Origin of the sequence: Hassallia byssoidea VB512170 (assembly GCF_000817785.2) — a bacterium.
In the GTDB taxonomy this organism is placed as follows: Bacteria; Cyanobacteriota; Cyanobacteriia; order Cyanobacteriales; family Nostocaceae; genus Hassallia; species Hassallia carrinoi.
Genome location: NZ_JTCM02000110.1, coordinates 1 through 21,231, shown reverse-complemented (window position 1 = coordinate 21,231; position 21,231 = coordinate 1). Strand labels below are relative to the sequence as shown.

Sequence of the window (21,231 nt, the reverse complement as noted above, 5' to 3'; positions counted from 1 at the left end):
ATAGACACTCATTGACAGCCTTCATCCGAAAATGTCGTGGGGTATCGAGGATCTAGTAAACAAGGCTGTCCATTTTTGTCCACGTTCATTCCAAGGGGAAAAGGGGAGGCGGTGCGGTCTTGGGGTTTCCCCAAGTGGAGCATCCGCCTATGATTGGGTCCGGGTGAAAGGGAAATGAATCGGGGGAAAATTTCCGTAATTTTAGACATTTTTACTAATTTTAAACAACTCTGCCCCTTTCCCCTTTCCCCTTTCCCCTTTCCCCCTCTTTAAAATCCCCATGTCCCATTTCTAACGTTGTAGATACCTGAGGATACCACGAGCGATCGCTTCCGCCATGCGATTTTGGTATTCTGGGTTTCCTAACCTGGGATTATCCTCGCGACCGGTCATGTAGCCTGTTTCTACAAGAATTGAGGGCATAGAACTTTTCCTGAGAACATAAAATCTAGCTTTGCGCGTTCCCCGGTCTTTGATAGTACTGATGTTTTGCAGAATACTCCGGCGAACTACTTCCGCCAAACCATAACCGCTGTCGTAATAATAAACTTCTAACCCATTCACATCTGGGCGCCTATCAACTGAGTTAGCGTGAATACTGACAAACAAAGTAGCACGAGCTCGGTCTGCTATATCTACCCGTCCCTGAAGTTCAACAAAATAGTCAGAATCCCGCGTTAGAACTGCATTTACGCCATTTTGCTCTAAAATAGCGGCGACTCTTTTACCAATAGGCAAAATGACATCTTTTTCTAAAAGTCCTCCCAAACCGGGCGCACCGGAGTCTTTACCGCCATGTCCTGGGTCAATAACTACCACCGGTCGTCCTATGCGAGTTCCGCGTGAGGGTGGCGGCGATGTTGGTCGGTCGTTAGTAAGTGGATCTGGGAATGGGACTCTGTTTGGTGGTGGTAGGGGAGGGAAAGGAAGTCCAGAAATGTTGGATGATGTTGGTACCCGCCGAGAGGGTTGTATTTGTAAAGCGATAAATTGATCGCCAACTTGGTTGAGTTCGCCAATTTGCGCTCCTTGGGCGGGTTGAACAAAGATGGCAACAGTATTTGAGTCTTGCTGTTGCAAGCGTATTTTCTGAATCGGGCTATTAGGACTAAATACCGGACCTCTGACAGAGGGAGCCAAGCGAGCATTGGGAATGGTGATGCGGTAAAATCCAGTGGATCTATCCCAAGAGCCGTTAGCCGATAAATTGCGATCGCCTCTAACTATCAATTGCGTGCCAGTAGCTGCCAGTTCTACAGACTGAATTGTTGCTGGCAAGTTGGCAACAACTGGTGGTGGAATGGGGCGTGGGTTGTTGCTTGCAGGAACTGGTGGAATATTACTACTTCCCGGTAATCTGACTACACCAGTATTCGGTAGAACTATAAAACCACCAACACTACTGCTACTTGCCCGCCAGTCAGAACTATTTGTGTCCACCTGCATAGTCATGCGGACAACAGGTGGGCTGGTTTGCAGTTGCGAAAATTGGATGCGGTTGACACCGTAGCGATTAACCGGCACATCCCGTTGCAACAAAATTGGTGATAAAGATGCGCCAGCGATGTCAATATTAATTGCCCTTCTATCGTCGCTGCGATTTATTTGAATCTGAGGATTACCCCCACTCGTGCGGACAAAAAATCCATCCCCTGTAATCCGCAAATTTTCAATTTGAGTCGTTCCTTGTGCGGCACTGATAGCCGATGCCTTAGTCGCTGGGGCTAAAGTACTCGGTTGGCTTGTCACCACATTGTAAATATTTCTGGGCGGTAAGGCGCCATTAGCTGTTGGTTGCGTCGCGGCAATGTCTGTCGGTTGAGTTCCTACTCGCTCTGCTACTGGCGTTGGTATTTGTACTGTCCAGCGGCTAGCAGTTGTGCCGACAAATTTGACCTGGTTGGGGTCTAGGGTATAACCAGGAATCAATTCGACGACGATGCGAGTTGTTTGTTCATCAAACTGCCCGACACGAATTGAGGTAATTGCACCACCTACCTGCTGCCTTAGCTGCGGACGCCCAAAGGTTGTTCCCGGCAAGTCAATTACTAAACGAGTGGGGTTAAAGATTAATTGTGCCTGGGGTTGAACAGCCCCTGTAGTATTAATTTCTAGTCTATTTTGATTGGCATCAAAACGCCAAGAGTCCAATTTCGCCGCCAAAGTTGGCGACGATAGCATCAAAATACTTCCAAAAGTACCGGGTAGTAACCAGTGTAATTTCACAGTCCTTTCTCCTGATTCGCATTCATGGGAGCCGTCAATCCGTCAAAATATTGATAAATCCTCACACCGTCACCGCCCAATCTTTAGCTTTGATGCTGCGCTCATGGCGCGTGCGCTTGTATTAAAGACACAGCTAATGGCGTAAAATTTTAGCACGCAATAGTCAATTTGCCATGATGTTAAAGCATAAAAGTTCTGTCTTTAAAGCATCAGATTACACCAAAAAAGAGCTTATCAGAATAACTCATACTTAGCGATCTTCGGGTTAATTACACTTGAATCAGCCAAGAATTGATGTATAAATGGATTTTTTGTGTTTTATGCACAAAACACGAAAAATGTCAAGTGCTGTCAGTTGGTGAGGCAAAGCTGGTGACCAATTTGGCGACAAAAAAATGGGGGAGGGTTAGTCCCCCACAAATAAATATGGGGGCTTCTCTACGAGACGCTTCGCGAACACGACTAACCGAAAAAACCCTCCCCCATTTTTTCCAGCCGTGCCTCGGTGAGGTGCTACTCTTTAATATTTAGGAATGAGCGCTTTTCCTAAAATCTTGTAGGGTTTCACAAACACTCTTTCACTCATTGACAGCCAACATCTGTAAAATGTCGTGGGGTGTTGAGGATCTAGTAAACAAGGCTGTCCATTTTTGTCCAGGTTCAGCCCAAGGGGACCATTCATGAATTGCCCCTACTTACGACACAGCGTCAGATATTCTCATTCTGTGATATTGAGAAAAATATATGTGGGGTGTTATAGCCGAAAATTAATCACCTCTGGATTAGGAAGGCGCTTGGGCGCTTGGGTTAGGGAAAATCTATTTTTATCATGAGTGTTGTCAGCGTAGATGCGATCGCGCTCTTTCTTAGTTACACATTTTTATTGCTCAGTTGAAAAAATCATTAAGTGTATTTACTCAAGAAGAGGAAAATGGAGTTATCTTTGCTTTAAGTACTGGAGGACACCGCGAGCGATCGCCTCTGCCATTTGATTTTGATATTGTGGATTTCTTAGTTTAGCGATATCCTCCCGACCAGTCATGTAACCAGCTTCTACGAGAATTGAAGGCATAGAACTTTTTCTCAAAACGTAAAATCGCGCTCGTCGCACTCCTCGATCTCTAACATTCACACTTCGGAGAATGCTGTTATGGACTATACGAGCCAAACCTAAACCACTGTCGTAGTAATACGTTTCCAATCCGCTGACATCCGGACGTTGTAAACCTGCAGAATTAGTGTGAATACTGATAAATACATCAGCATTAGCTCGATCTGCTAAATCTACTCTTCCCTGAAGACTGACAAAATAATCAGAATTTCTTGTCAGTATCACTTGCACCCCATTTTGCTGTAAAATCCGCGCCAACTTTTGACTAATCGGCAAGATGATATTTTTCTCTTGCAGTCCCCCAATGCCAACGGCACCAGAGTCTTTACCACCATGTCCAGGGTCAATAACAACTACCACTCGTCCCAACGGAATGCGGGGACGACTCCGCGATGGTGCGGGATATCGAGCGTTTGGATCTGGGAATGGAACTTGACTTGGTAGTGGTAAGGGAGGTAAACCACTAATTGGGGGTATGATTCGCCCAGAACGTTGCACAGAACGTTTTAATTGTAAAGCTATAGTCTGGCTATTGATTTGATTTAGTTCCCCAATTTGTACTCCCGGATTTGGTTGGACAAAAACAAGCACAGTATTTGATCCTGACGATTGCAGACGCACTCTAGCGATCGGGCTATTGCTATTTAAATTAGGACCTTTGATTGAAGGTGCTAATCTAGCATTATTGATGCTGATACGGAATAAACCAGAAGCTCTATCCCACCCACCACTAGCAGATAAAGTGCGATCGCCTTTGATAACTAATTGTGTACCATTACCGGCAAGTTCCGCAGACTCAATTGTAGAGAGTTTATTCGCAGTGGGAGTATTTGGCGGTAGTTGTGGTAAGGAGCTAGTGCCACTTGTATTATCCAGATTACTACTAGCAGGCAATCTAACAACACTACTGGGCAGAAGTATTAAACCACGGGGACTGTTAAGATTTACTTGCCAATCTGAACTATTTTTATCTACCTGCAAAGTTATGCGGACAACAGGTGGTTGTGTTTCCCGCTGGGTGAATTGAATGCGCTTGACACCATAGCGATTAATTGCCCGTTCGCGCTGCAAATTAGGCGATAAAGATGCACCGGCAATATCGATATTAATTGACTTTCTGTCGTCGCTGCGATTTATCTCAACTTGAGGACGGGCACCATTCGTGCGGATAAAAAACCCGTCTCCTGTTATAAGTAAATTCTCGATTTGCGTCCCCGCGTTTGTGGTGTTGGCAACTTTGGCATCTGGTTTGTTTCCTATCACCACATTGTAAAGATTTCTGGGTGAGTCAGCGACTTGCTGTGCAGCTGGTTTTGGTAATTGTACCGTCCAGCGACTGGCAGTTATGCCTACAAATTTCACCTGTTTGGGGTCTAGGGTATAACCTGGGCTAAGTTCAACGATTATGCGAGATGATTTATCCAACTGCGTGACATTGATAGAACGAAATCCACCAGCTAACTGCTGTTGGTTTGGCGATCGCTCAAATGTTGTTTCTGGCAAGTCAATTACCAAGCGCGTGGGGTTGAAGAGTAATTGCGCTTGGGGTTGAACATCTCCGGTGGTATTAATTTCCAACCGATTTTGATTAACATCAAAACGCCAGGATTCCAATCTTGCAGCCAAAGTCGGTGACGATAGCATGAAGATAGTTCCAAAAGTGCCAGGTAGTAGCCAGTGTAGTTTCACAGTTCTTTCTCCTGAAGAGCATTTGCGTTCATCTGTCAATCTGTCAAAATATTGGCAAATCTTCACTACCCTTGCCCCCAAACTGTCTGCGAAGCGTGCTTTGGTATCAAAATACATTTAATGATGCCATGAATGCACATTGCTTTTAATTTTTCATGTTGTTAGCACATCACTTTGCAGCATCGTTCGAGTATTCGATTGCACTAACAAAGAAATAACCAGCAATTAAAGTCAGCAGTCAATCTCACGCTTATGATACTTGACTCAAGCAGGGATTTGTGTTGAGTTTTTTCTGGTAATTGATGCTGATGCACGCTCGTCAAAAATTTCAACTGTTGTTAACTGATGAGGTAAAACTTGTAAGTATTACTTCCTAATTGCTTGTAAAACATCGCATCGATTATTGGGACGCTTGAAGGGGAAGACTGCAAACAAATAACATTATGTTAGTAGTAATTAGAAAAAAAACTGCTAATATTTTACATTTTTAGGCGACGGATGTTAAAGATAAAAAGTTTCCGGATCTTCGATCGCTTTTACCTATAACAGAGTACTGAGTTATGAATGAGCAGTTTTTAATTAACTACTCACTCATAACTTAGTTAAAAATGCGTCTTTAAGTGGGACTTTGATTAATGCCCATCTGGGGTTGCTTCTGGATTTGCGGCGTCATTTGACTTTGAATTGATCGCAGTTGGTGATTCGACTGCCAACGGTGTACCAGAAGTGTTTAAAATCAGTTCGCTGGCAACACCCACCGCTTCTGAATCGGGAAATACAATTCGTAACAGAGGAGGAGCTAAAAAGGTGGTAAGAATAACCATCATGATAATTGCTGCTTCCAATGGTTTGGAGAGAATACCGATAGAAGAGCCAATACCAAGAAACACTAAGCCTACCTCGCCTCTGGGAATCATTCCCACACCAATTGCCAAGCGGTTAATTCCCGGTTGACCAAACACTACAAAGCCTGTGATTACTTTACCGAAAATGGCGACTAAAATCAGGAAAGTAGCCATAATTAAACCTTCGCGGTTGCTGGGAATTGCTGGGTTTAAGACTCCTAAATCGGTTTTTGCGCCAACAGTGACAAAGAAAATCGGCACCAGCATATCAGCAATGGGAATAACTTGCTTTTGCAGTTCTTTGCGCTTATCAGTCTCTTCCAAGACTAAACCAGCCGCAAAAGCGCCGAGAATCGCTTCTAGTTGAATAGCTGCGGCAAGATATGCCATGACAAAAGCGAAGATGAAGGCAGGTATCACCAATTCGCCGCGTGTTTTGAGTTTATCAGCGATCGCCACAAAAGATTTATTGAAAAAATTACCGAGAGCGATCGCGCCCAACAGAAAACCACTAGCGCTGATAATCAAATAAACAACTTTGCTTACATCTACCGCACCATCTTTCGCCAAGCTAGCAACTACCGCTAAAACGATAATTCCCAGTACGTCGTCAATCACCGCAGCACCGAGAATAATCTGTCCTTCTCTAGAACTGAGCCGCCCCAATTCTGACAATACCTTAGAAGTAATACCAATACTCGTCGCAGTCAAAGCTGCCCCAGCAAAAATTGCTGGTAAGGCATCGATACCGAACAAAGTCATCAATCCGACAGTGCCAGCAGTAAAGGGTACTACAACCCCCACCACTGCCACAACACTCGCTTGGATACCCACTGCCATCAAATCTTTTAAATTCGACTCCAAGCCAATTTCAAACAGCAGGATGATCACACCCAGTTCTGCCAAAACCGAAATTACCTCAGACTGCGCTGCAAATACCCCAGCAGCAGCATCTGGACTTAAACCGGCAGTGCCTTGAAGAAAGGTGATAATCAAATTAGAATCTGTACCACCTTCAGAAAACACCAACAGATGTAGAACAGACACACCCACTACCACACCGCTGACGAGTTCACCCAACACAGGTGGTAAACCAAATCGGTTGGATAACTCCCCACCAACTTTGCTAGCGAGGTAAATCACTACTAAACTTAGCAGCACGGCTGCTAGTACCATTGAACTGTCTGCTGTTTCTGTTGCGCTTGCCAGCAGAGGCAAAGAGAAGTTAATTGCACCTAAAAACTGCATTGGTTCTGTAAAAATCCTTCTCTTTTATTTAAACCAATTATTATAGATGCGCTACAGTCAGCCCTTTAAATTAATTGGTAGCTTTTGCTAATTCCAACAGACGCTGCAATAATACTCAGACACCAAAACTACCGACAATCGAGCAAGACGTAGCAAGTCAAAGTTTTCCCAATTAGACTGTAGGGTGCGTTGCGCTCTTGCACAACGCACCAACGACTGTCTTTGGTGCGTTAGCTAAAAGCATACAGTCGTTGGTGCGTTAGCTAAAAGCATAACGCAACGCCAGATGCTACAACGGAGGGAACCTCCGCAACGCACTGGCTCCCCTACAATTTAAGTTTATTAAGTGCAATTTAAGTTTATTAACATAGTTTGAAATCTTCCTGCCTACTTACTTAGCATCCTGCTTGATTTTAGCTAGCGTTACGGTGGTGGGTACTTTTCTGATTGCCTGCACATCCACAACCACCCGTTTGACATCATTCTATGTTGGATCGGCATCAGGTCTACTGGTTATTTACGCTACACAAAATTATTCAGCTTTTATTTCAATTAATTTCCGGTCGGGAGTGCAAAAACTCTGTAATATCTAGGTGAAATAACTTTTGCATCAGCTATGTGTGATTCTACGTTGTTGTAAGAAAAATTAACATGAGGAGGAATAGCTTTCTCGACTGCATCAAAGAGTAAAAATTAAACATTTTCAAAGTTTGCTGTTATCTTAAGTAGTATCACTAATTTTCAGCTACTACTTAGGGTGCTTTCCTCAAATTTAAAAGTACGCCTATCTGTGAAGGTGTCAGATAACAGCATGTGTTTGCATTAAAAAATTTATTTCAGCACAACCTGAGTACCGATGAGCGCGATCGCGTTTGACAAAGCGAGAATATTATTGCAGATACTGGGGATTGGGGGAGTCGCAGCAATTGCGGATCGAGTAGTCATCTATCCAGAACGCGCGATCGCGCGATCGTTCTCTCTTCGATTGACAATCATTGCAAGTGAACCACTCAAAACTTGCATTAATAACCAACCATACTTTAGATTCCATCGAGCAAATGAGGCTTTCGATTAAAAAGGAATGCGTTCTTAAAATTCCCCCGTAAAGCATTCGTTCTTTTAACTTTGCTGCATATTTAATGCAGATTCTTCAAAATACCACAAGAAATGAAAAGTTTTTTTCTTTTTCCTTTACCCCTCCTTGGTAATGCCTCTGACACTGCTAAAACTGGGGGTGCGCTAATTAATCCCACAAAATAAAATATCTTGAGTCTGCGAAAAACCTTACGGTAAACTTCTCAAAAAGTTAAGCGTCGGCAACAGTATCTTAAATGTAAACGTCTACAGAAGTTACTAATAGAGATGAAAAAGTTGTCAAAATTTCGTCCATTGACTAATAATTCATTTTAACAAGTTTCTTTTTCTCTCCAAACAACAGTAGATATTTTTCAGAAGTTACAAGCTAGTGTCGGAAATTCCAATTAAATTAATTTTCACAAAAGTGTATTAATTTACGGGTGAAAATTTATCAAAGCAAAAAAGGGACTAGCTCAGTTTTAATTATGTTTTGAACGTTTGCCTGTTCTTGAAAATCTAGACAATTGTTGACTTGAGCAAAGAGTATTTACAATGAATACATTTCCTATTTTTCGATACAGAATTTCACAGAAATTAGAACCTTTATCTCTATTAAGTCAAATAACCAGTAATTCTTCTACTTGTTGTTTGCAAGTATTTAGTGCTTCAGAATCTTGGTTAATCTATGTAGAGGAGGGTAAACTAGTTTATGCCTGCTATTTAAATAATATGTTTGATTTGCTTGATAGAAAGTTGCAGCACTTGAGTCAAGAAATTCCTACTTTAAATAGTAAAATTAAGCAGAAGTTGCGTGCAAGGTTTGAAACTGGTGTTGAAAACCAAATAACACCACGTCCAGATTATATGGCTATTTGCTGGTTAGTCGAGCAGAAATATATTAGCTCCGAACAAGCAAGTATCCTCATCAAGGAATTGGCATTAGAAGTCTTGAAGTCATTTCTTACTTTAAACGAGGGTAATTATGAAATTACTCCTGAAAGCTTCTTGAACGATATGCCAAAGTTCTGTTATCTAGATGTGCCTTCATTAGTTGAACAGTGTGAAAACAAATCACGAAATCCGAAAATTATCGAGTCAGCAGTTTTTCAACAATCGTCTTTTCAACCTTTAAACCTTCAACCACCAACTGAAATATCAACTGGACAAGAATTGTCACAAAAAAGCATTCTTATAGATGAGAATATTCCCAACAAGCAAGAACAATATACAAACCTAAAAAGTTACAAAATCGTCTGTATCGATGATAGTTCAAGTGTCTTGAATGTTATGAAACTATTTTTAGACGATCAAATATTTTCTGTTATCGGAATTAACGATCCATTGAAAGCTTTAACACAAGTCATCCGCAGCAAACCAGATTTAATTTTACTAGATGTTGAAATGCCGAATATAGGCGGTTATGAATTCTGTCGTTTATTACGTAAACATTCATCTTTCAAAACTATACCTGTAATTATGGTGACAGGAAGAACAGGTTTTAAAGATAGAGCAAAGGCAAAAATAGTTAGGTCTTCAGGCTATTTGACCAAGCCTTTTACAAAAGCTGAGTTATTGAAAATAGTATTTCAAAATATTGGTTAACACTGAATTGAAAAAAAAGAATTTTTGATTGCAAAATCTCAAAAAAATGTCTGGCAAAAAATAACGTTTTTTGTTAATAACTATGCTAGGAAAACGAACTATCTTTTTTCCAGTCATTTCGATCAATTAAAGATGAAAAATACCAGAAGGCACAACAACCCAGCTTAAAGATATGGAATGTCATACTGGCAAGGTTACTACAGCAGATTGCGTTTTTATTGAATACACGTAGAGACGTTCCAGTGGAAAGTCTCAGAGCGGGTTTTGGGTTTTATGCATGTACCTCATTTACCTGAAATATGCTGTAACTAAAACCGGATTTGTCAGAATTCGCGCTCCAAAACACCCAATCCTCTTCTACTAACCCCTAACCATTAACAATTAGCCAATTTTCAGTTGCAAAAAATGTAACCGCCCTCACCTTTGACTATTGCAATGCGAAAGTAGGAATATATCATCAGTGACGCGCTTTCGTTGAAGCGTCTACAAATAATTGTTTGAGGAGTGGAACAAAGTATGAATACAACTGTTTTAGCAGGTTCTCGGTTTAATGCTGGTAAATTGTGGAAAACACTGCCTTTCGTCTTGATTGCATGTATAAGTTTTGCTCAACCGAGTTTGGCAGAAGAAAAACAAAGAATGTTCCGAACCCTGACCGTTACTGGTCGCGGGATGGAATCAATTCCGACAACTTTATCTCTAGTAAATCTAGGTGTGGAAGTTCAAGGTAAAACTGCACAAGATGTACAACAAGAGGCTGCCCGCAGATCGTCAGCCGTGGTAGCGTTGCTCAAGAGCCGGAATGTAGATAAATTAGAAACTACGGGTATTAGACTTAACCCAGTTTATAGCTATAACAATAATGTGCAGCGAATTACAGGATATGCGGCTACAAATACTGTAAGTTTTCGCATTGCTATTGAGAAAGCTGGTACATTATTAGACGAAGCGGTGAAAGTGGGAGCTACGCAGATTAATAGTGTTAGTTTTGTCGCTAGTGATTCAGCGATCGCTCAAGCCCAAAAACAAGCACTCAGAAAAGCTACCCAAGAAGCTCAACAACAAGCTGATGCCGTTTTTGCTTCTTTAGGTTTTAAATCCAAAGAAATAGTCAGCATTCAAGTTAATAATGCGAATGCGCCCACCCCACCGCCTATTGCATATAGTAGGAGCGCTAAGTTAGAAGCACAAGATGCTTCTACCCCCGTTGTTGGTGGTGAACAAGAAGTAGACGCATCGGTAACACTGCAAATTAGTTATTAACTGGAAATTGGGAATTGGGAATTGGTAATAGGTAATTGGCAATTGGGAATTGGTAATTAGGAACGTGTTCTTTGCCCATTCCCCATTCGCTATTACCCATTACCCATTACCCATTCCCCATTCCCCATTCCCCATCCCCCATATCATCTGCATCGCGCTTGGAACCTAACAATTCCAGTTGGTCTACTTGGATAATTGGTGATGAGCGAGTGATGCCTGTATTGCGATCGCTCCATGAGTCGAACTTTAAAGAACCTTTAACGGCGATTTGCTTGCCTTTTTTTACGTAGTTACCTGCTACTTCCGCCGTTTTTCCCCATAATTCTAGGGTAAACCAATCGGGTTCATCGCTGTTGCGCGATCGCCGATTTACCGCCAGTGTTAACCGACACTTAACTTTACCTGACTCAAAATACTTCATATCTGGGTCAGTGCCAACACGACCAACCAGAGTCACAACGTTGATACTCATATCTTTCACCTTTTAGTACAGGCGTACTGACTACTCGTGACTTCCATAATAGCGAATTGCAAAGCAATTGAAAGTATGTTAAATAATTAACAATTATAATTACTTAACAAATCATCGGATTTTCCGGAAAATAGCGAAAATTTTATACGGATCTACTGATATAAAGGGAGAATATCAAAAAGTAATCGTCTTAGACATAGTAAAGATTCCCAAATATTACTGAGAAAATAGTCTACTTTACTAGACTATGGATAAAAAACGTAATAAAATCCAGCACAAATCACTCTTATGGTAGTTGTCAAAAGTATTAAATATTAGGGGGCGTAGAGAGGCGTGGGTCTTTTCAGTAAATTTTCCTTATCGCGGGATATGGGTATCGACCTCGGTACCGCCAACACCCTAGTTTATGTATCTGGTAAAGGTATTGTACTCCAAGAGCCTTCAGTAGTTGCCATCGATCAAAACGAAAAGGTAGCACTGGCAGTTGGAGAAGAAGCTAAAAAAATGCTTGGTCGGACACCGGGAAATGTGATTGCGCTGCGCCCCTTGCGCGATGGTGTAATCGCTGACTTCGATACAGCCGAGTTAATGCTAAAAAGCTTTATTCAGCGTGTAAATGAGGGCAAATCTCTGGTCTTACCACGGATTGTCATAGGTATTCCCAGCGGAGTCACAGGCGTAGAACGACGAGCTGTAATGGATGCAGCCACCCAAGCAGGTGCAAGAGAAGTTTATTTAATCGATGAGCCAGTAGCAGCGGCAATTGGTGCAGGTTTACCTGTTGCTGAACCGACTGGAAACATGATTATCGATATTGGAGGTGGCACAACAGAAGTAGCTGTGTTGAGTCTCCAAGGTACGGTAATCTCCGAATCAGTTCGCATCGCTGGTGATGAACTGACCGAATCGATCATGCAGTATATGAAAAAAGTTCATAACTTAGTGATTGGAGAACGAACCGCCGAAGATATCAAGATTAGCATTGGTTCAGCTTATCCCACTCATGAAGACGAAGAAGCGATGATGGAAGTCCGAGGTTTACACCTGCTTTCTGGACTACCGCGCACTGTCACCATCAAAGGTCCAGAAATTCGTGAAAGTATGGCGGAACCGCTTTCAGTAATTATTGAAGCTGTGAAGCGAACACTAGAACGGACACCTCCAGAACTGGCGGCAGACATTATCGATCGCGGCATTATGTTAGCTGGTGGTGGCGCTTTGCTGAAAGGTTTGGATACACTAGTTAGTCACGAAACAGGCATTGTCACCCACGTAGCGGCTGACCCTTTAAGCTGTGTTGTGCTGGGAACAGGGCGTGTATTAGAGAACTTCAAGCAGCTGGAACGTGTTTTCAGCGGACGTTCTCGCAATATGTAACACATGGAACAATTTTAGATATTGGGTTTTACATCAAGTGAATCCAATATCTTTTGCAAAAATATTCAACAGAAAAAAGGTATATATGTTTACTTCGCGTCGCTGGTGGGAGCGGAAAGGATTACAAATCGGGCTGCTAGGTTTAGTAGTTGGTGGCGCTTGGATGCTTCGACAAACTCAAGGCGGTCTTCTGCTGGGTATGTATGAAGAAATGACCCGTCCGTTGCAAATGTTGCACGCAGGTCCAACTCAAGAAGAACGTGTTAAGGATGCGCGGGTGTTGGAGCTGAAAACGCGCATAGCAGACCTGGAAAGCCAAAATAAAAAGCTCAAAGACTTACTAGGTTACGTTGAAAAAGAACCACTAGCAGCCCGCCCAATTCCGGCGCGGGTAGTAGGACGCGGTGCCGACCATTGGTGGCAACAAGTAACTATCAATCGCGGTAGCCGTGCCGGAATACAAGAAGGTTACATTGTCAAGGCTGAGGGTGGATTGGTAGGTTTGGTAGAAAAAGTTACTGACAATTCCAGCCGCGTGTTGTTAATTAGCGATCTCAAGAGCCAAGTAGGTGTAACAATTAGCCGCACTGGAGCTAAGGGCGTTTTGCGTGGAGATGCTTCTGCTGAAGGTGTGTTGGAATTTTATGAAAAAGTTCCCAATGTGAAGCCTGGAGATTTAGTTTCTACATCTAATTACAGTCAGAAGTTTCCTTCTGGCTTGGCGGTAGGACGAGTGAAGTCTTTAAATTTGAAGAAACTCCCAGCATCAGTGGGAACAATTGAACTTTCCTCGTCAATTAGGTCTTTGGATTGGGTAACTGTATCTCCCAAGCCGGAAAACCAAACGCCAGAAATTCAACAGCACTTCAAACCTGCCACAAATCAAAAGCCGCAATAGTCTAATAAAATTTTCCCAAATATATTAAAAATAAAAATAATGAAAATTCCTGCATTAGGTCGCAGCAGGCAGCAAAAGCCAAAGTCGCCAGAGCGAAAATCGCCATCAAAATCGCAATCGAAGCCGCCATCGAAACCGAAAATTAAGCCTGTTTCTCAATGGAATCCCCAGTTGCGTCAAGTGCTAGATTTAACGGTGACGGTTGGGTCTGTACTGTTATGTTTGATGATGTTGCCAACCCGTCTTCCAGGGATGGAATTATTGGGAATTGCACCTAACTGGCTGTTGATTTGGGTAGTATCTTGGAGCGTGAAGCGCACGGTTTTTCAAGGAGCATTAGCAGGTATAGTTTTGGGGCTGCTTCAAGATGCCATGACATCGCCTAACCCCAGTCATGCTATCAGTCTGGGGATAGTAGGAATGATTACTGGTTTCATGCAAAAGCAGCGTTTTATCCAAGAAGACTTTATTTCTATTGCCTTAATTGTCTTTGGAATGACAGTTTTAGAAGAAACTATTTTTGCGTCGTTATTAACTTGGATGGGCGATCGCAATGTCCAAGACATCTGGACATATTACCAAAAAGTCGCCCTTGCCTCTGCTATTCTCAGTAGTCTCTGGGCACCTGTGCTTTATTATCCCTTAAATAGATGGTGGCAGCAGATAAAATTGGCACAGTCATGAGGGAATGGGGAATGGGGACTAGGGACTAGGGATTAGGGATTAAGAAATAACTTCTTTACAATGCCCAATGACGGCAGGTGCGCGGCTGTCGGCATCCCCGCCCAACGCACAGCCAAACCTATGCCCCATGCCCCATGCCCCATGCCCAAAGTTATGGATAATTTCCCAGTGGTCGATCAACCAAATGCATTCGTAGACGATTACAGTGAAGAAAATGCACTTTTAGTAAAGTCGGCAGTTGGTTTGGATTCACACTTACAGAAAATGGTGGGAAATGACTTTGACTCACGCATGATGCAGCGGTGTTTGGAACTCGCAAAACGCGCCACCGGACGCACTTCGCCAAATCCTTTAGTGGGAGCGGTAATTGTCAAAGATGGCGAGATTGTCGGGGAAGGATTTCATCCTCGTGCTGGGGAACCTCATGCGGAAGTTTTTGCCCTGAAAGCAGCTGGTGATCGCGCACGCGCTGCGACAATTTATGTCAGCCTGGAACCTTGCAATCACTACGGACGCACTCCGCCTTGTTCGGAAGCGTTAATTGCTGCTGGGGTGGCAAAAGTAGTGGTGGGCATGGTTGACCCCAATCCCCTGGTTGCGGGGGGCGGCATTGCCCGTTTACGCGCCGCTGGGATAGAAGTTGTGGCAGGGGTGGATGAAGAAGCCTGCCAAAAGCTAAATGAAGGTTTTGTTCATCGTATTCTCTACAAACGACCTTTGGGCATTTTGAAATATGCCATGACTTTAGATGGCAAAATTGCTACCAGCGCCGGTCACAGTGCTTGGGTGACAAACCGAGATGCCCGCAATGAAGTACATCAACTGCGGGCTGCTTGCGATGCTGTAATTGTTGGTGGTAATACAGTGCGACAGGATAATCCTTATTTAACCAGCCATCAAGAGGGGGCAAATAATCCTTTGCGGGTGGTGATGAGTCGCAGTCTGAGATTGCCAGAAAATGCTCACTTGTGGCAAACTACCGAAGCTCCCACTTTGGTGTTAACAGAAGTAGATGCTAACCCTGATGTTAAAGAATTGTTGCGAAAACAGGGAGTAGAGGTGCTGGAACTAACTCCACTCACGCCAGATAAGGTAATGGCTTACTTGTATGAGCGGGGTTTTTGCAGCGTTTTGTGGGAGTGTGGCGGGATATTAGCCGCTAGTGCGATCGCTCAAGGTGCTATACAAAAAATTCTTGCCTTTATCGCTCCGAAAATCATTGGTGGTAACAATGCACCCACCCCTGTGGGTGACTTAGGCTTCACCACTATGACTGAGGCTTTGCCCTTAGAACGTGTTAGTTGGCGTGTAGTAGGTTCCGACTGCTTGGTAGAAGGTTATTTGCCGCGAAAAAGTTAATAGTATGAGTGTTAGTGGTTAGTTGATGGTTGTTAGTTGATGGTTGTTAGTTGATGGTTGATGGTTGATGGTTGTTGGTTGTTAGTTGTTAATTACTATCGACTATCGACTATCGACTATCGACTATCCACTAACCACTAACAACCAACCACGCTCCCACGAATCAATCATGATTGTCTTAGCCGTAACATTGACGGTCATGGGCGATATCACGAATCAGGCTTAACCTGGCTTGAATGTAGTCACAGAGAAAATCGGTTTCGTTACAATCTAACAATGCTTGCGTTTTGGTTTGTTTGACTAACCATTGCACCAAGCTAGCATCGTCTAGTTGCAAGAGGGTCTTGGAATGGGCTGTTTCAACCACAGTCCAAAGCTGACGCATAATCGTAGGAGTCATCAGACCTCAATTTAATCATTAGCTTAGTTCTTTTAAGCGTACCAATTCCACCAATATATTGGGGCATGAGCGTACAAGCCGACACAAGTATTATCAAAAACTTAATAATCGGATTTATAACTTGATGAAGTTTCAGAATCAGCAACGCCCTGACTTTAACTTAATCGTAACTAGGTAGATTAAGAAAAATTAACATCATTCATTGGGCATAGGACATAGGGCATAGGGCATCGGGCATGGGGCATTGGGCAGAAAAGAAAAGCAAGTTAAATTTATTGACGATCGCCTACTTAATTAGATAATCACTCTTTTCAGAAAGTTAAAAACTTAAAAATTAATAAAAATATTTTGTTTCAAGCCTTTGGCTATGAAAGAACTTAACTTAATTGCAATATGGCAAGATATTAAGTAGCCGCGAAGTTCCTGCGTTTTCGCTGGCAGGCATATAAAGCTCTGTTTTAAGCGTTCCTATTTGAGATATGGCAAAAAAGTCAAGTTGACAGTGACGACTTGCAGCGCGATCGCCTTCTATGTGCGCTTCAATGGTACTCTGTAAAAATGAATTACGAAACTGCTCGCAAATTGCTTATTGACCAGGCAATAACAACTGAGGAAAACTCAGATGCCCTGTTAATGCGGATGCAACACGGAAAACCACCTGTACCTGGTCACGTTACTTCGATTTTATTGGCGTTGAAAGTGGTTTTTGAAGAACTCAAGGATGCTACAATTATAGAGAGGGAACTAGCTAACTCGCTGTATCAATTAAGCATCAAAAGTCAACAGTTGTTTGCAGCGGGGCGCAAAGCTGGGATAGAATGGCCCCCGCTGCTAAAAGAAGACTTGCTGCGAATTACAATCGCCGTTGAAAGTATCTTTTCTGGCGATTGGCAAACTCTACATTAACGATTTCGCAATTCGGCTTCCAACTTGTCTAAATCGCTTTTGAGCAAAACTGTCATCTGACCGACGAAGGCTTTACCTTCTTTGGGTTGAGCAACTTCTACCCAGTATGCGTAGCGATCGCCTACTCGTAATTCTCCCTGTAAAGCTTCTCTGATAGGCGTTTTCGCCAAACGCGCATTATTTATTGCACTTTGATTCGGATACTCATATATCACCTCAGCGCGATTAAAATCTTGATAGATATCTAACCCATAAATCACCCGCAACGATTCTTGCAAACGTTGAGCTGTAATGCCGTTAATTGCATCATACATCGCAATGCGTTCGGTGCGTATTCTGCTGCGGTCTTTGGTAAAACCGACTTTCCCAGGTGGCAACACCGATGCTTGAAAAGTAAATCGCTGTGCTGCTGTATCAGTCTTTTGAATCAGAAAGCGCTCTCCAGGGCTGGGACGAAGTGTAGAATTAGCTTTAATCCAAGTGCCGACTTCTTCTGTACTTTGCCCTGGTAAAGCATTAACTTTAGAATCACAAAGCATTCCCAGGCAAATTAAGGAAACTAGAGAACACGGTACAATCAGAAAATTCAGTAAAGGTTTTTTTAGCATTTTCTCTTTTTGGGATTAAACGGTGATTTCCCCTCCATAGAGGGTGTAATCATAGTTTTCCCTTTTTTGCAGAAATTAATGCTGACTTCGGCAGAGAAATCGCCTCTGTTGCAGTCAGACCTCTCTCCAAACCTCTCTCCTACAAGGAGAGAGGCTTTGAAACTTATCCCCCTTCCCTCATAGAGAAGGGGGAATCAAAGCCTCTCCCCGCTTCGGGGAGAGGTTTGGAGAGGGGTCATGCATTAATTTTCAACAGATATCTATTGCATTAACCACATTTTTATAGATCGCTTCACCAACCTTTGTGCAGAATTCTTCTATGATGCGTTTCCACAACTTGGGATTGAGTGCGTTTGTTTGTCTATTGGTGGTTTTCTCGAATTCTTGGGTTCCTAATTTGTCGATGGTATTTACAGCGTCGCAGGTGTTAGCGCAAACAGTAAATCCACGGAAAGCGTCAGCTGACAGATTGTTGCAGCAAGGTCTTCAGCAGTATCAAACCAGTCAATTTACAGCAGCATTGCAGTCTTGGCAACAAGCACTAAAAATCTACCGCGAAATTAAAGACCGTCAAAGTGAGGGTAATGCACTGGGAAATCTCGGTGTTGCCTACGATTCCTTGGGAGACTACCCCAAAGCGATTGAGTACCAACAACAAAGGTTGGCTATAGCACGAGAAATTAAAGACCGTCAAGGTGAGGGTCAGTCACTGGGAAATCTCGGTAATGCCTACCATTCCTTGAGAGACTACCCCAAAGCGATTGAGTACCAACAACAACACTTGGCTATCGCACGAGAAATAAAAGACCGTAAAAGTGAGGGTAAGGCACTGGGAAATCTCGGTCTTGCCTATTACGATTTGGGAAACTACCCCAAAGCGATTGAGTACCAAAAACAACACTTGGCTATAGCACGAGAAATTAAAGACCGTGGAAGTGAGGGTGCTGCACTGGGAAATCTCGGTCTTGCCTACTATTCCTTGGGAGACTACCCCAAAGCGATTGAGTACCTACAACAAATTTTGGCGATCGCGCGAGAAATTAAAGACCGTCAAAGTGAGGGTAATGCACTGGGAAATCTCGGTATTGCCTACCATTCCTTGGGAGACTACCCCAAAGCCATTGAGTACCAACAACAAATTTTGGCGATCGCACGAGAAATTAAAGACCGTCAGGGTGAGGGTGCTGCACTGGGAAATCTCGGTGTTGCCTACGATTCCTTGGGAGACTACCCCAAAGCCATTGAGTACCAACAACAAAGATTGGCGATCGCACGAGAAATTAAAGACCGTCAAGGTGAGGGTCAATCACTGGGAAATCTTGGTCTTGCCTACCTTTCCTTGGGAGACTACCCCAAAGCGATTGAGTACCAACAACAAAGATTGGCGATCGCACGAGAAATTAAAGACCGTCAAGGTGAGGGTCAATCACTGGGAAATCTCGGTAGTGCCTACCTTTCCTTGGGAGACTACCCCAAAGCGATTGAGTACCATCAAAAATTCTTGGCGATCGCACGAGAAATTAAAGACCGTAAAAGTGAGGGTCAATCACTGGGAAATCTCGGTATTGCCTACGATTCCTTAGGAGACTACCCCAAAGCCATTGAGTACCAACAACAAAGATTGGCTATAGCACGAGAAATTAAAGACCGTCAAAGTGAGGGTATCTCTTTAAACAATTTAGGATACGCATTCTACAAATCTGGTAATCTCTTTGCAGCAGAGAAAACCCTGTATGAGGCAATTAAGGTTTATGAATCTCTCCGAGGTCGAGAATTAAAGGATAGCGAGAAAGTATCCTTTTTTGATACGCAAAGAAACACCTATAGCACTTTACAACTAGTCCTCATTGCCCAAAAGAAAACTGATCCAGCCCTAGAAATAGCTGAACGCGGTCGTGCTAGGGCGTTTGTCGAGTTAATATCATCTCGCTTGGCTAATGGTAACACTGAGGCGAAATCGCCCAAACCACCAACAATTGCTGAGATGAAACAAATTGCCAAGGCGCAAAATGCCACTTTGGTGCAATATTCGATTGTTTACGATGAATTCAAAGTAGCAGGTATTGAAGAAACAGACAAGGGGACAAGGGGACTTGGGGACAAGGAGAGGGGTGTCCGACAGGACGGGGTGAGGTCTATGGCTAAATCACAAGTCCAAGAATCAGAACTATATATTTGGGTAATCAAACCCACAGGTGAAGTCACATTTCGCAAATTTGACCTCAAACCCCTGTGGCAACAACAAAATACTTCTCTAGAAACTGTAGTTGATAGTATCCGGAAAACTAGCCCGGTGGAATGGAATAAACCGTTAAAGCAACTACATCAAATCCTAATCAAACCTATTGCTTCAGAATTACCCAAAGATGATAGCGATCGCGTCATCTTCATTCCTCAACAATCGTTATTTCGGGTTCCGTTCCCAGGTCTGCAAGACGACAAAGGCAAATACCTCATCGAGCAACATACTATCCTTACAGCTCCCTCGATTCAAGTTTTGCAACTAACTCGTCAGCAACGAAAGTTAGCGTCTGGAAAGGATTTCTTAATTGTGGGTAATCCGACTATGCCGAGTGTATCTACTAAGATTGGTGAACCACCGACTCAGTTAGATCCTCTACCAGAAGCAGAAAAGGAAGCTACTGAAATTGCTAATCTCTTCAAAACCAAAGCGATTATCGGCAAAGATGCCACTAAGGTTAATATTGTACAGCAAATGTCCAAAGCGCGAATTATTCATTTAGCAACCCACGGACAGGTAGATGATAACCAAGCTCTGGGAAGTTGGATTGCTTTGGCTCCCTCAGGAAAAGACAATGGTTTACTAACCGCTGCGGAAATCTTTGATTTGAAATTGAATGCTGAACTGCTAGTTCTCAGCGCTTGTGAAACCGGACGAGGAAGACTTACAGGGGATGGGGTTGTCGGATTGTCTCGTTCGTTGATTTATGCTGGAGTACCCAGTGTAATTGTTTCTCTATGGACAGTTCCAGATGATTCAACCAAGTTGCTGATGACTGAATTTTACAAAAATCTCCAGCACAATCCTGATAAAGCTCAAGCCTTGCGTCAGGCTATGCTAATGCTGAAAACAAGTCAAGAGTATTCTCGACCGCTACAATGGGCTGCGTTTACATTAATTGGTGAAGCTGAATAAAAGGAGGGGGAAAGTCAATAGCGTAGTCAATAGCGTAGTGGCGTGGCTTGGCTAAATGTGTGCATTATCGGTGCTTGCCCGAATTCAATAGACTTCTTGCATAAATCAAAACGAAGAACCCCACCCCGCCTTTGACTTACGTCAAAGTCTCCCCTCCCCGCCTGCGGGGAGGGGTTGGGGGTGGGGTTTTGGAGGACTTTTGCAAGAGGTCTAATAAACGACTGCCCAAATTCAATAAACGACTGCCCAAATTCAATAAACGACTGCCCAAATTCAATAAACGACTGCCCAAATTCAATAAACGACTGC

General features: G+C 43.1%; 16 protein-coding genes. 8 read left to right on the top strand and 8 right to left on the bottom strand.

Annotation, left to right across the window (positions count from 1 at the left end; translation table 11 throughout):
* Nucleotides 1-291 precede the first annotated feature (291 nt).
* From PI95_RS29005 to PI95_RS28995, 3 genes are all read right to left on the bottom strand, one after another.
* Nucleotides 292-2,226, bottom strand: a complete 1,935-nt coding sequence (locus PI95_RS29005) for an N-acetylmuramoyl-L-alanine amidase (RefSeq protein WP_039748203.1) — start codon at nucleotides 2,224-2,226, stop codon at nucleotides 292-294.
* Nucleotides 2,227-3,163: 937 nt separating this feature from the next.
* Nucleotides 3,164-5,026 carry an N-acetylmuramoyl-L-alanine amidase gene (locus PI95_RS29000; protein ID WP_039748952.1) on the bottom strand — a complete coding sequence of 621 codons (1,863 nt, stop codon included), beginning with the start codon at nucleotides 5,024-5,026 and terminating at the stop codon, nucleotides 3,164-3,166.
* Nucleotides 5,027-5,658: 632 nt separating this feature from the next.
* Complete coding sequence (locus PI95_RS28995; RefSeq protein WP_039748201.1) at nucleotides 5,659-7,119, bottom strand: cation:proton antiporter; 1,461 nt, start codon at nucleotides 7,117-7,119, stop codon at nucleotides 5,659-5,661.
* 1,629 nt (nucleotides 7,120-8,748) lie between these two features.
* On the opposite strand from PI95_RS28995, the gene PI95_RS28990 reads away from it, so the two are divergent.
* Nucleotides 8,749-9,798 carry a response regulator gene (locus tag PI95_RS28990; RefSeq protein ID WP_039748197.1) on the top strand — a complete coding sequence of 350 codons (1,050 nt, stop codon included), beginning with the start codon at nucleotides 8,749-8,751 and terminating at the stop codon, nucleotides 9,796-9,798.
* 516 nt (nucleotides 9,799-10,314) lie between these two features.
* Nucleotides 10,315-11,061: an SIMPL domain-containing protein gene (locus tag PI95_RS28985; RefSeq protein ID WP_039748191.1), complete on the top strand. Its 747-nt coding sequence runs from the start codon at nucleotides 10,315-10,317 to the stop codon at nucleotides 11,059-11,061.
* On the opposite strand, the gene PI95_RS35390 is transcribed toward PI95_RS28985, so the two are convergent.
* Together PI95_RS35390 and PI95_RS28980 are read right to left on the bottom strand one after the other, a co-directional pair.
* On the bottom strand, nucleotides 11,051-11,161 hold the full coding sequence (locus PI95_RS35390) for an alpha/beta hydrolase (protein WP_201280652.1): 111 nt from the start codon (nucleotides 11,159-11,161) through the stop codon (nucleotides 11,051-11,053). The genes PI95_RS28985 and PI95_RS35390 overlap by 11 nt on opposite strands.
* Before the next feature lie 6 nt (nucleotides 11,162-11,167).
* A complete protein-coding gene (locus PI95_RS28980) occupies nucleotides 11,168-11,533 on the bottom strand; it encodes a single-stranded DNA-binding protein (RefSeq protein ID WP_039748189.1) in 366 nt (121 codons plus the stop codon).
* Nucleotides 11,534-11,902: 369 nt separating this feature from the next.
* Between PI95_RS28980 and PI95_RS28975 the strand changes: the two genes are divergently transcribed.
* The 4 genes from PI95_RS28975 (at nucleotide 11,903) to ribD (ending at nucleotide 15,851) form a co-directional block, all read left to right on the top strand.
* Nucleotides 11,903-12,910, top strand: a complete 1,008-nt coding sequence (locus PI95_RS28975; RefSeq protein ID WP_039748184.1) for a rod shape-determining protein — start codon at nucleotides 11,903-11,905, stop codon at nucleotides 12,908-12,910.
* A gap of 85 nt (nucleotides 12,911-12,995) precedes the next feature.
* Complete coding sequence (mreC, locus tag PI95_RS28970) at nucleotides 12,996-13,808, top strand: rod shape-determining protein MreC (protein ID WP_039748181.1); 813 nt, start codon at nucleotides 12,996-12,998, stop codon at nucleotides 13,806-13,808.
* A 39-nt stretch (nucleotides 13,809-13,847) separates the two neighbouring features.
* Complete coding sequence (gene mreD / locus PI95_RS28965) at nucleotides 13,848-14,492, top strand: rod shape-determining protein MreD (RefSeq protein WP_039748179.1); 645 nt, start codon at nucleotides 13,848-13,850, stop codon at nucleotides 14,490-14,492.
* 153 nt (nucleotides 14,493-14,645) lie between these two features.
* Nucleotides 14,646-15,851, top strand: a complete 1,206-nt coding sequence (ribD, locus tag PI95_RS28960) for a bifunctional diaminohydroxyphosphoribosylaminopyrimidine deaminase/5-amino-6-(5-phosphoribosylamino)uracil reductase RibD (RefSeq protein WP_039748951.1) — start codon at nucleotides 14,646-14,648, stop codon at nucleotides 15,849-15,851.
* Nucleotides 15,852-16,029: 178 nt separating this feature from the next.
* On the opposite strand, the gene PI95_RS28955 is transcribed toward ribD, so the two are convergent.
* Nucleotides 16,030-16,251 carry a hypothetical protein gene (locus PI95_RS28955; protein WP_029634178.1) on the bottom strand — a complete coding sequence of 74 codons (222 nt, stop codon included), beginning with the start codon at nucleotides 16,249-16,251 and terminating at the stop codon, nucleotides 16,030-16,032.
* 558 nt (nucleotides 16,252-16,809) lie between these two features.
* On the opposite strand from PI95_RS28955, the gene PI95_RS28950 reads away from it, so the two are divergent.
* Nucleotides 16,810-17,157, top strand: coding sequence for a hypothetical protein (locus PI95_RS28950; protein WP_039748176.1), 348 nt, complete (start codon nucleotides 16,810-16,812; stop codon nucleotides 17,155-17,157).
* Here PI95_RS28950 and PI95_RS28945 read toward each other — a convergent pair.
* Nucleotides 17,154-17,765: a hypothetical protein gene (locus PI95_RS28945; RefSeq protein WP_039748174.1), complete on the bottom strand. Its 612-nt coding sequence runs from the start codon at nucleotides 17,763-17,765 to the stop codon at nucleotides 17,154-17,156. The genes PI95_RS28950 and PI95_RS28945 overlap by 4 nt on opposite strands.
* Nucleotides 17,766-18,087: 322 nt before the next feature.
* On the opposite strand from PI95_RS28945, the gene PI95_RS28940 reads away from it, so the two are divergent.
* Entirely contained in the window at nucleotides 18,088-20,922 is a 2,835-nt protein-coding gene (locus PI95_RS28940) for a CHAT domain-containing protein (RefSeq protein WP_163519292.1), read from the top strand.
* A gap of 26 nt (nucleotides 20,923-20,948) precedes the next feature.
* On the opposite strand, the gene PI95_RS36310 is transcribed toward PI95_RS28940, so the two are convergent.
* Nucleotides 20,949-21,231, bottom strand: a 283-nt coding sequence (locus tag PI95_RS36310) for a hypothetical protein (RefSeq protein ID WP_236117244.1), incomplete at its 5' end; no start/stop codon positions are given.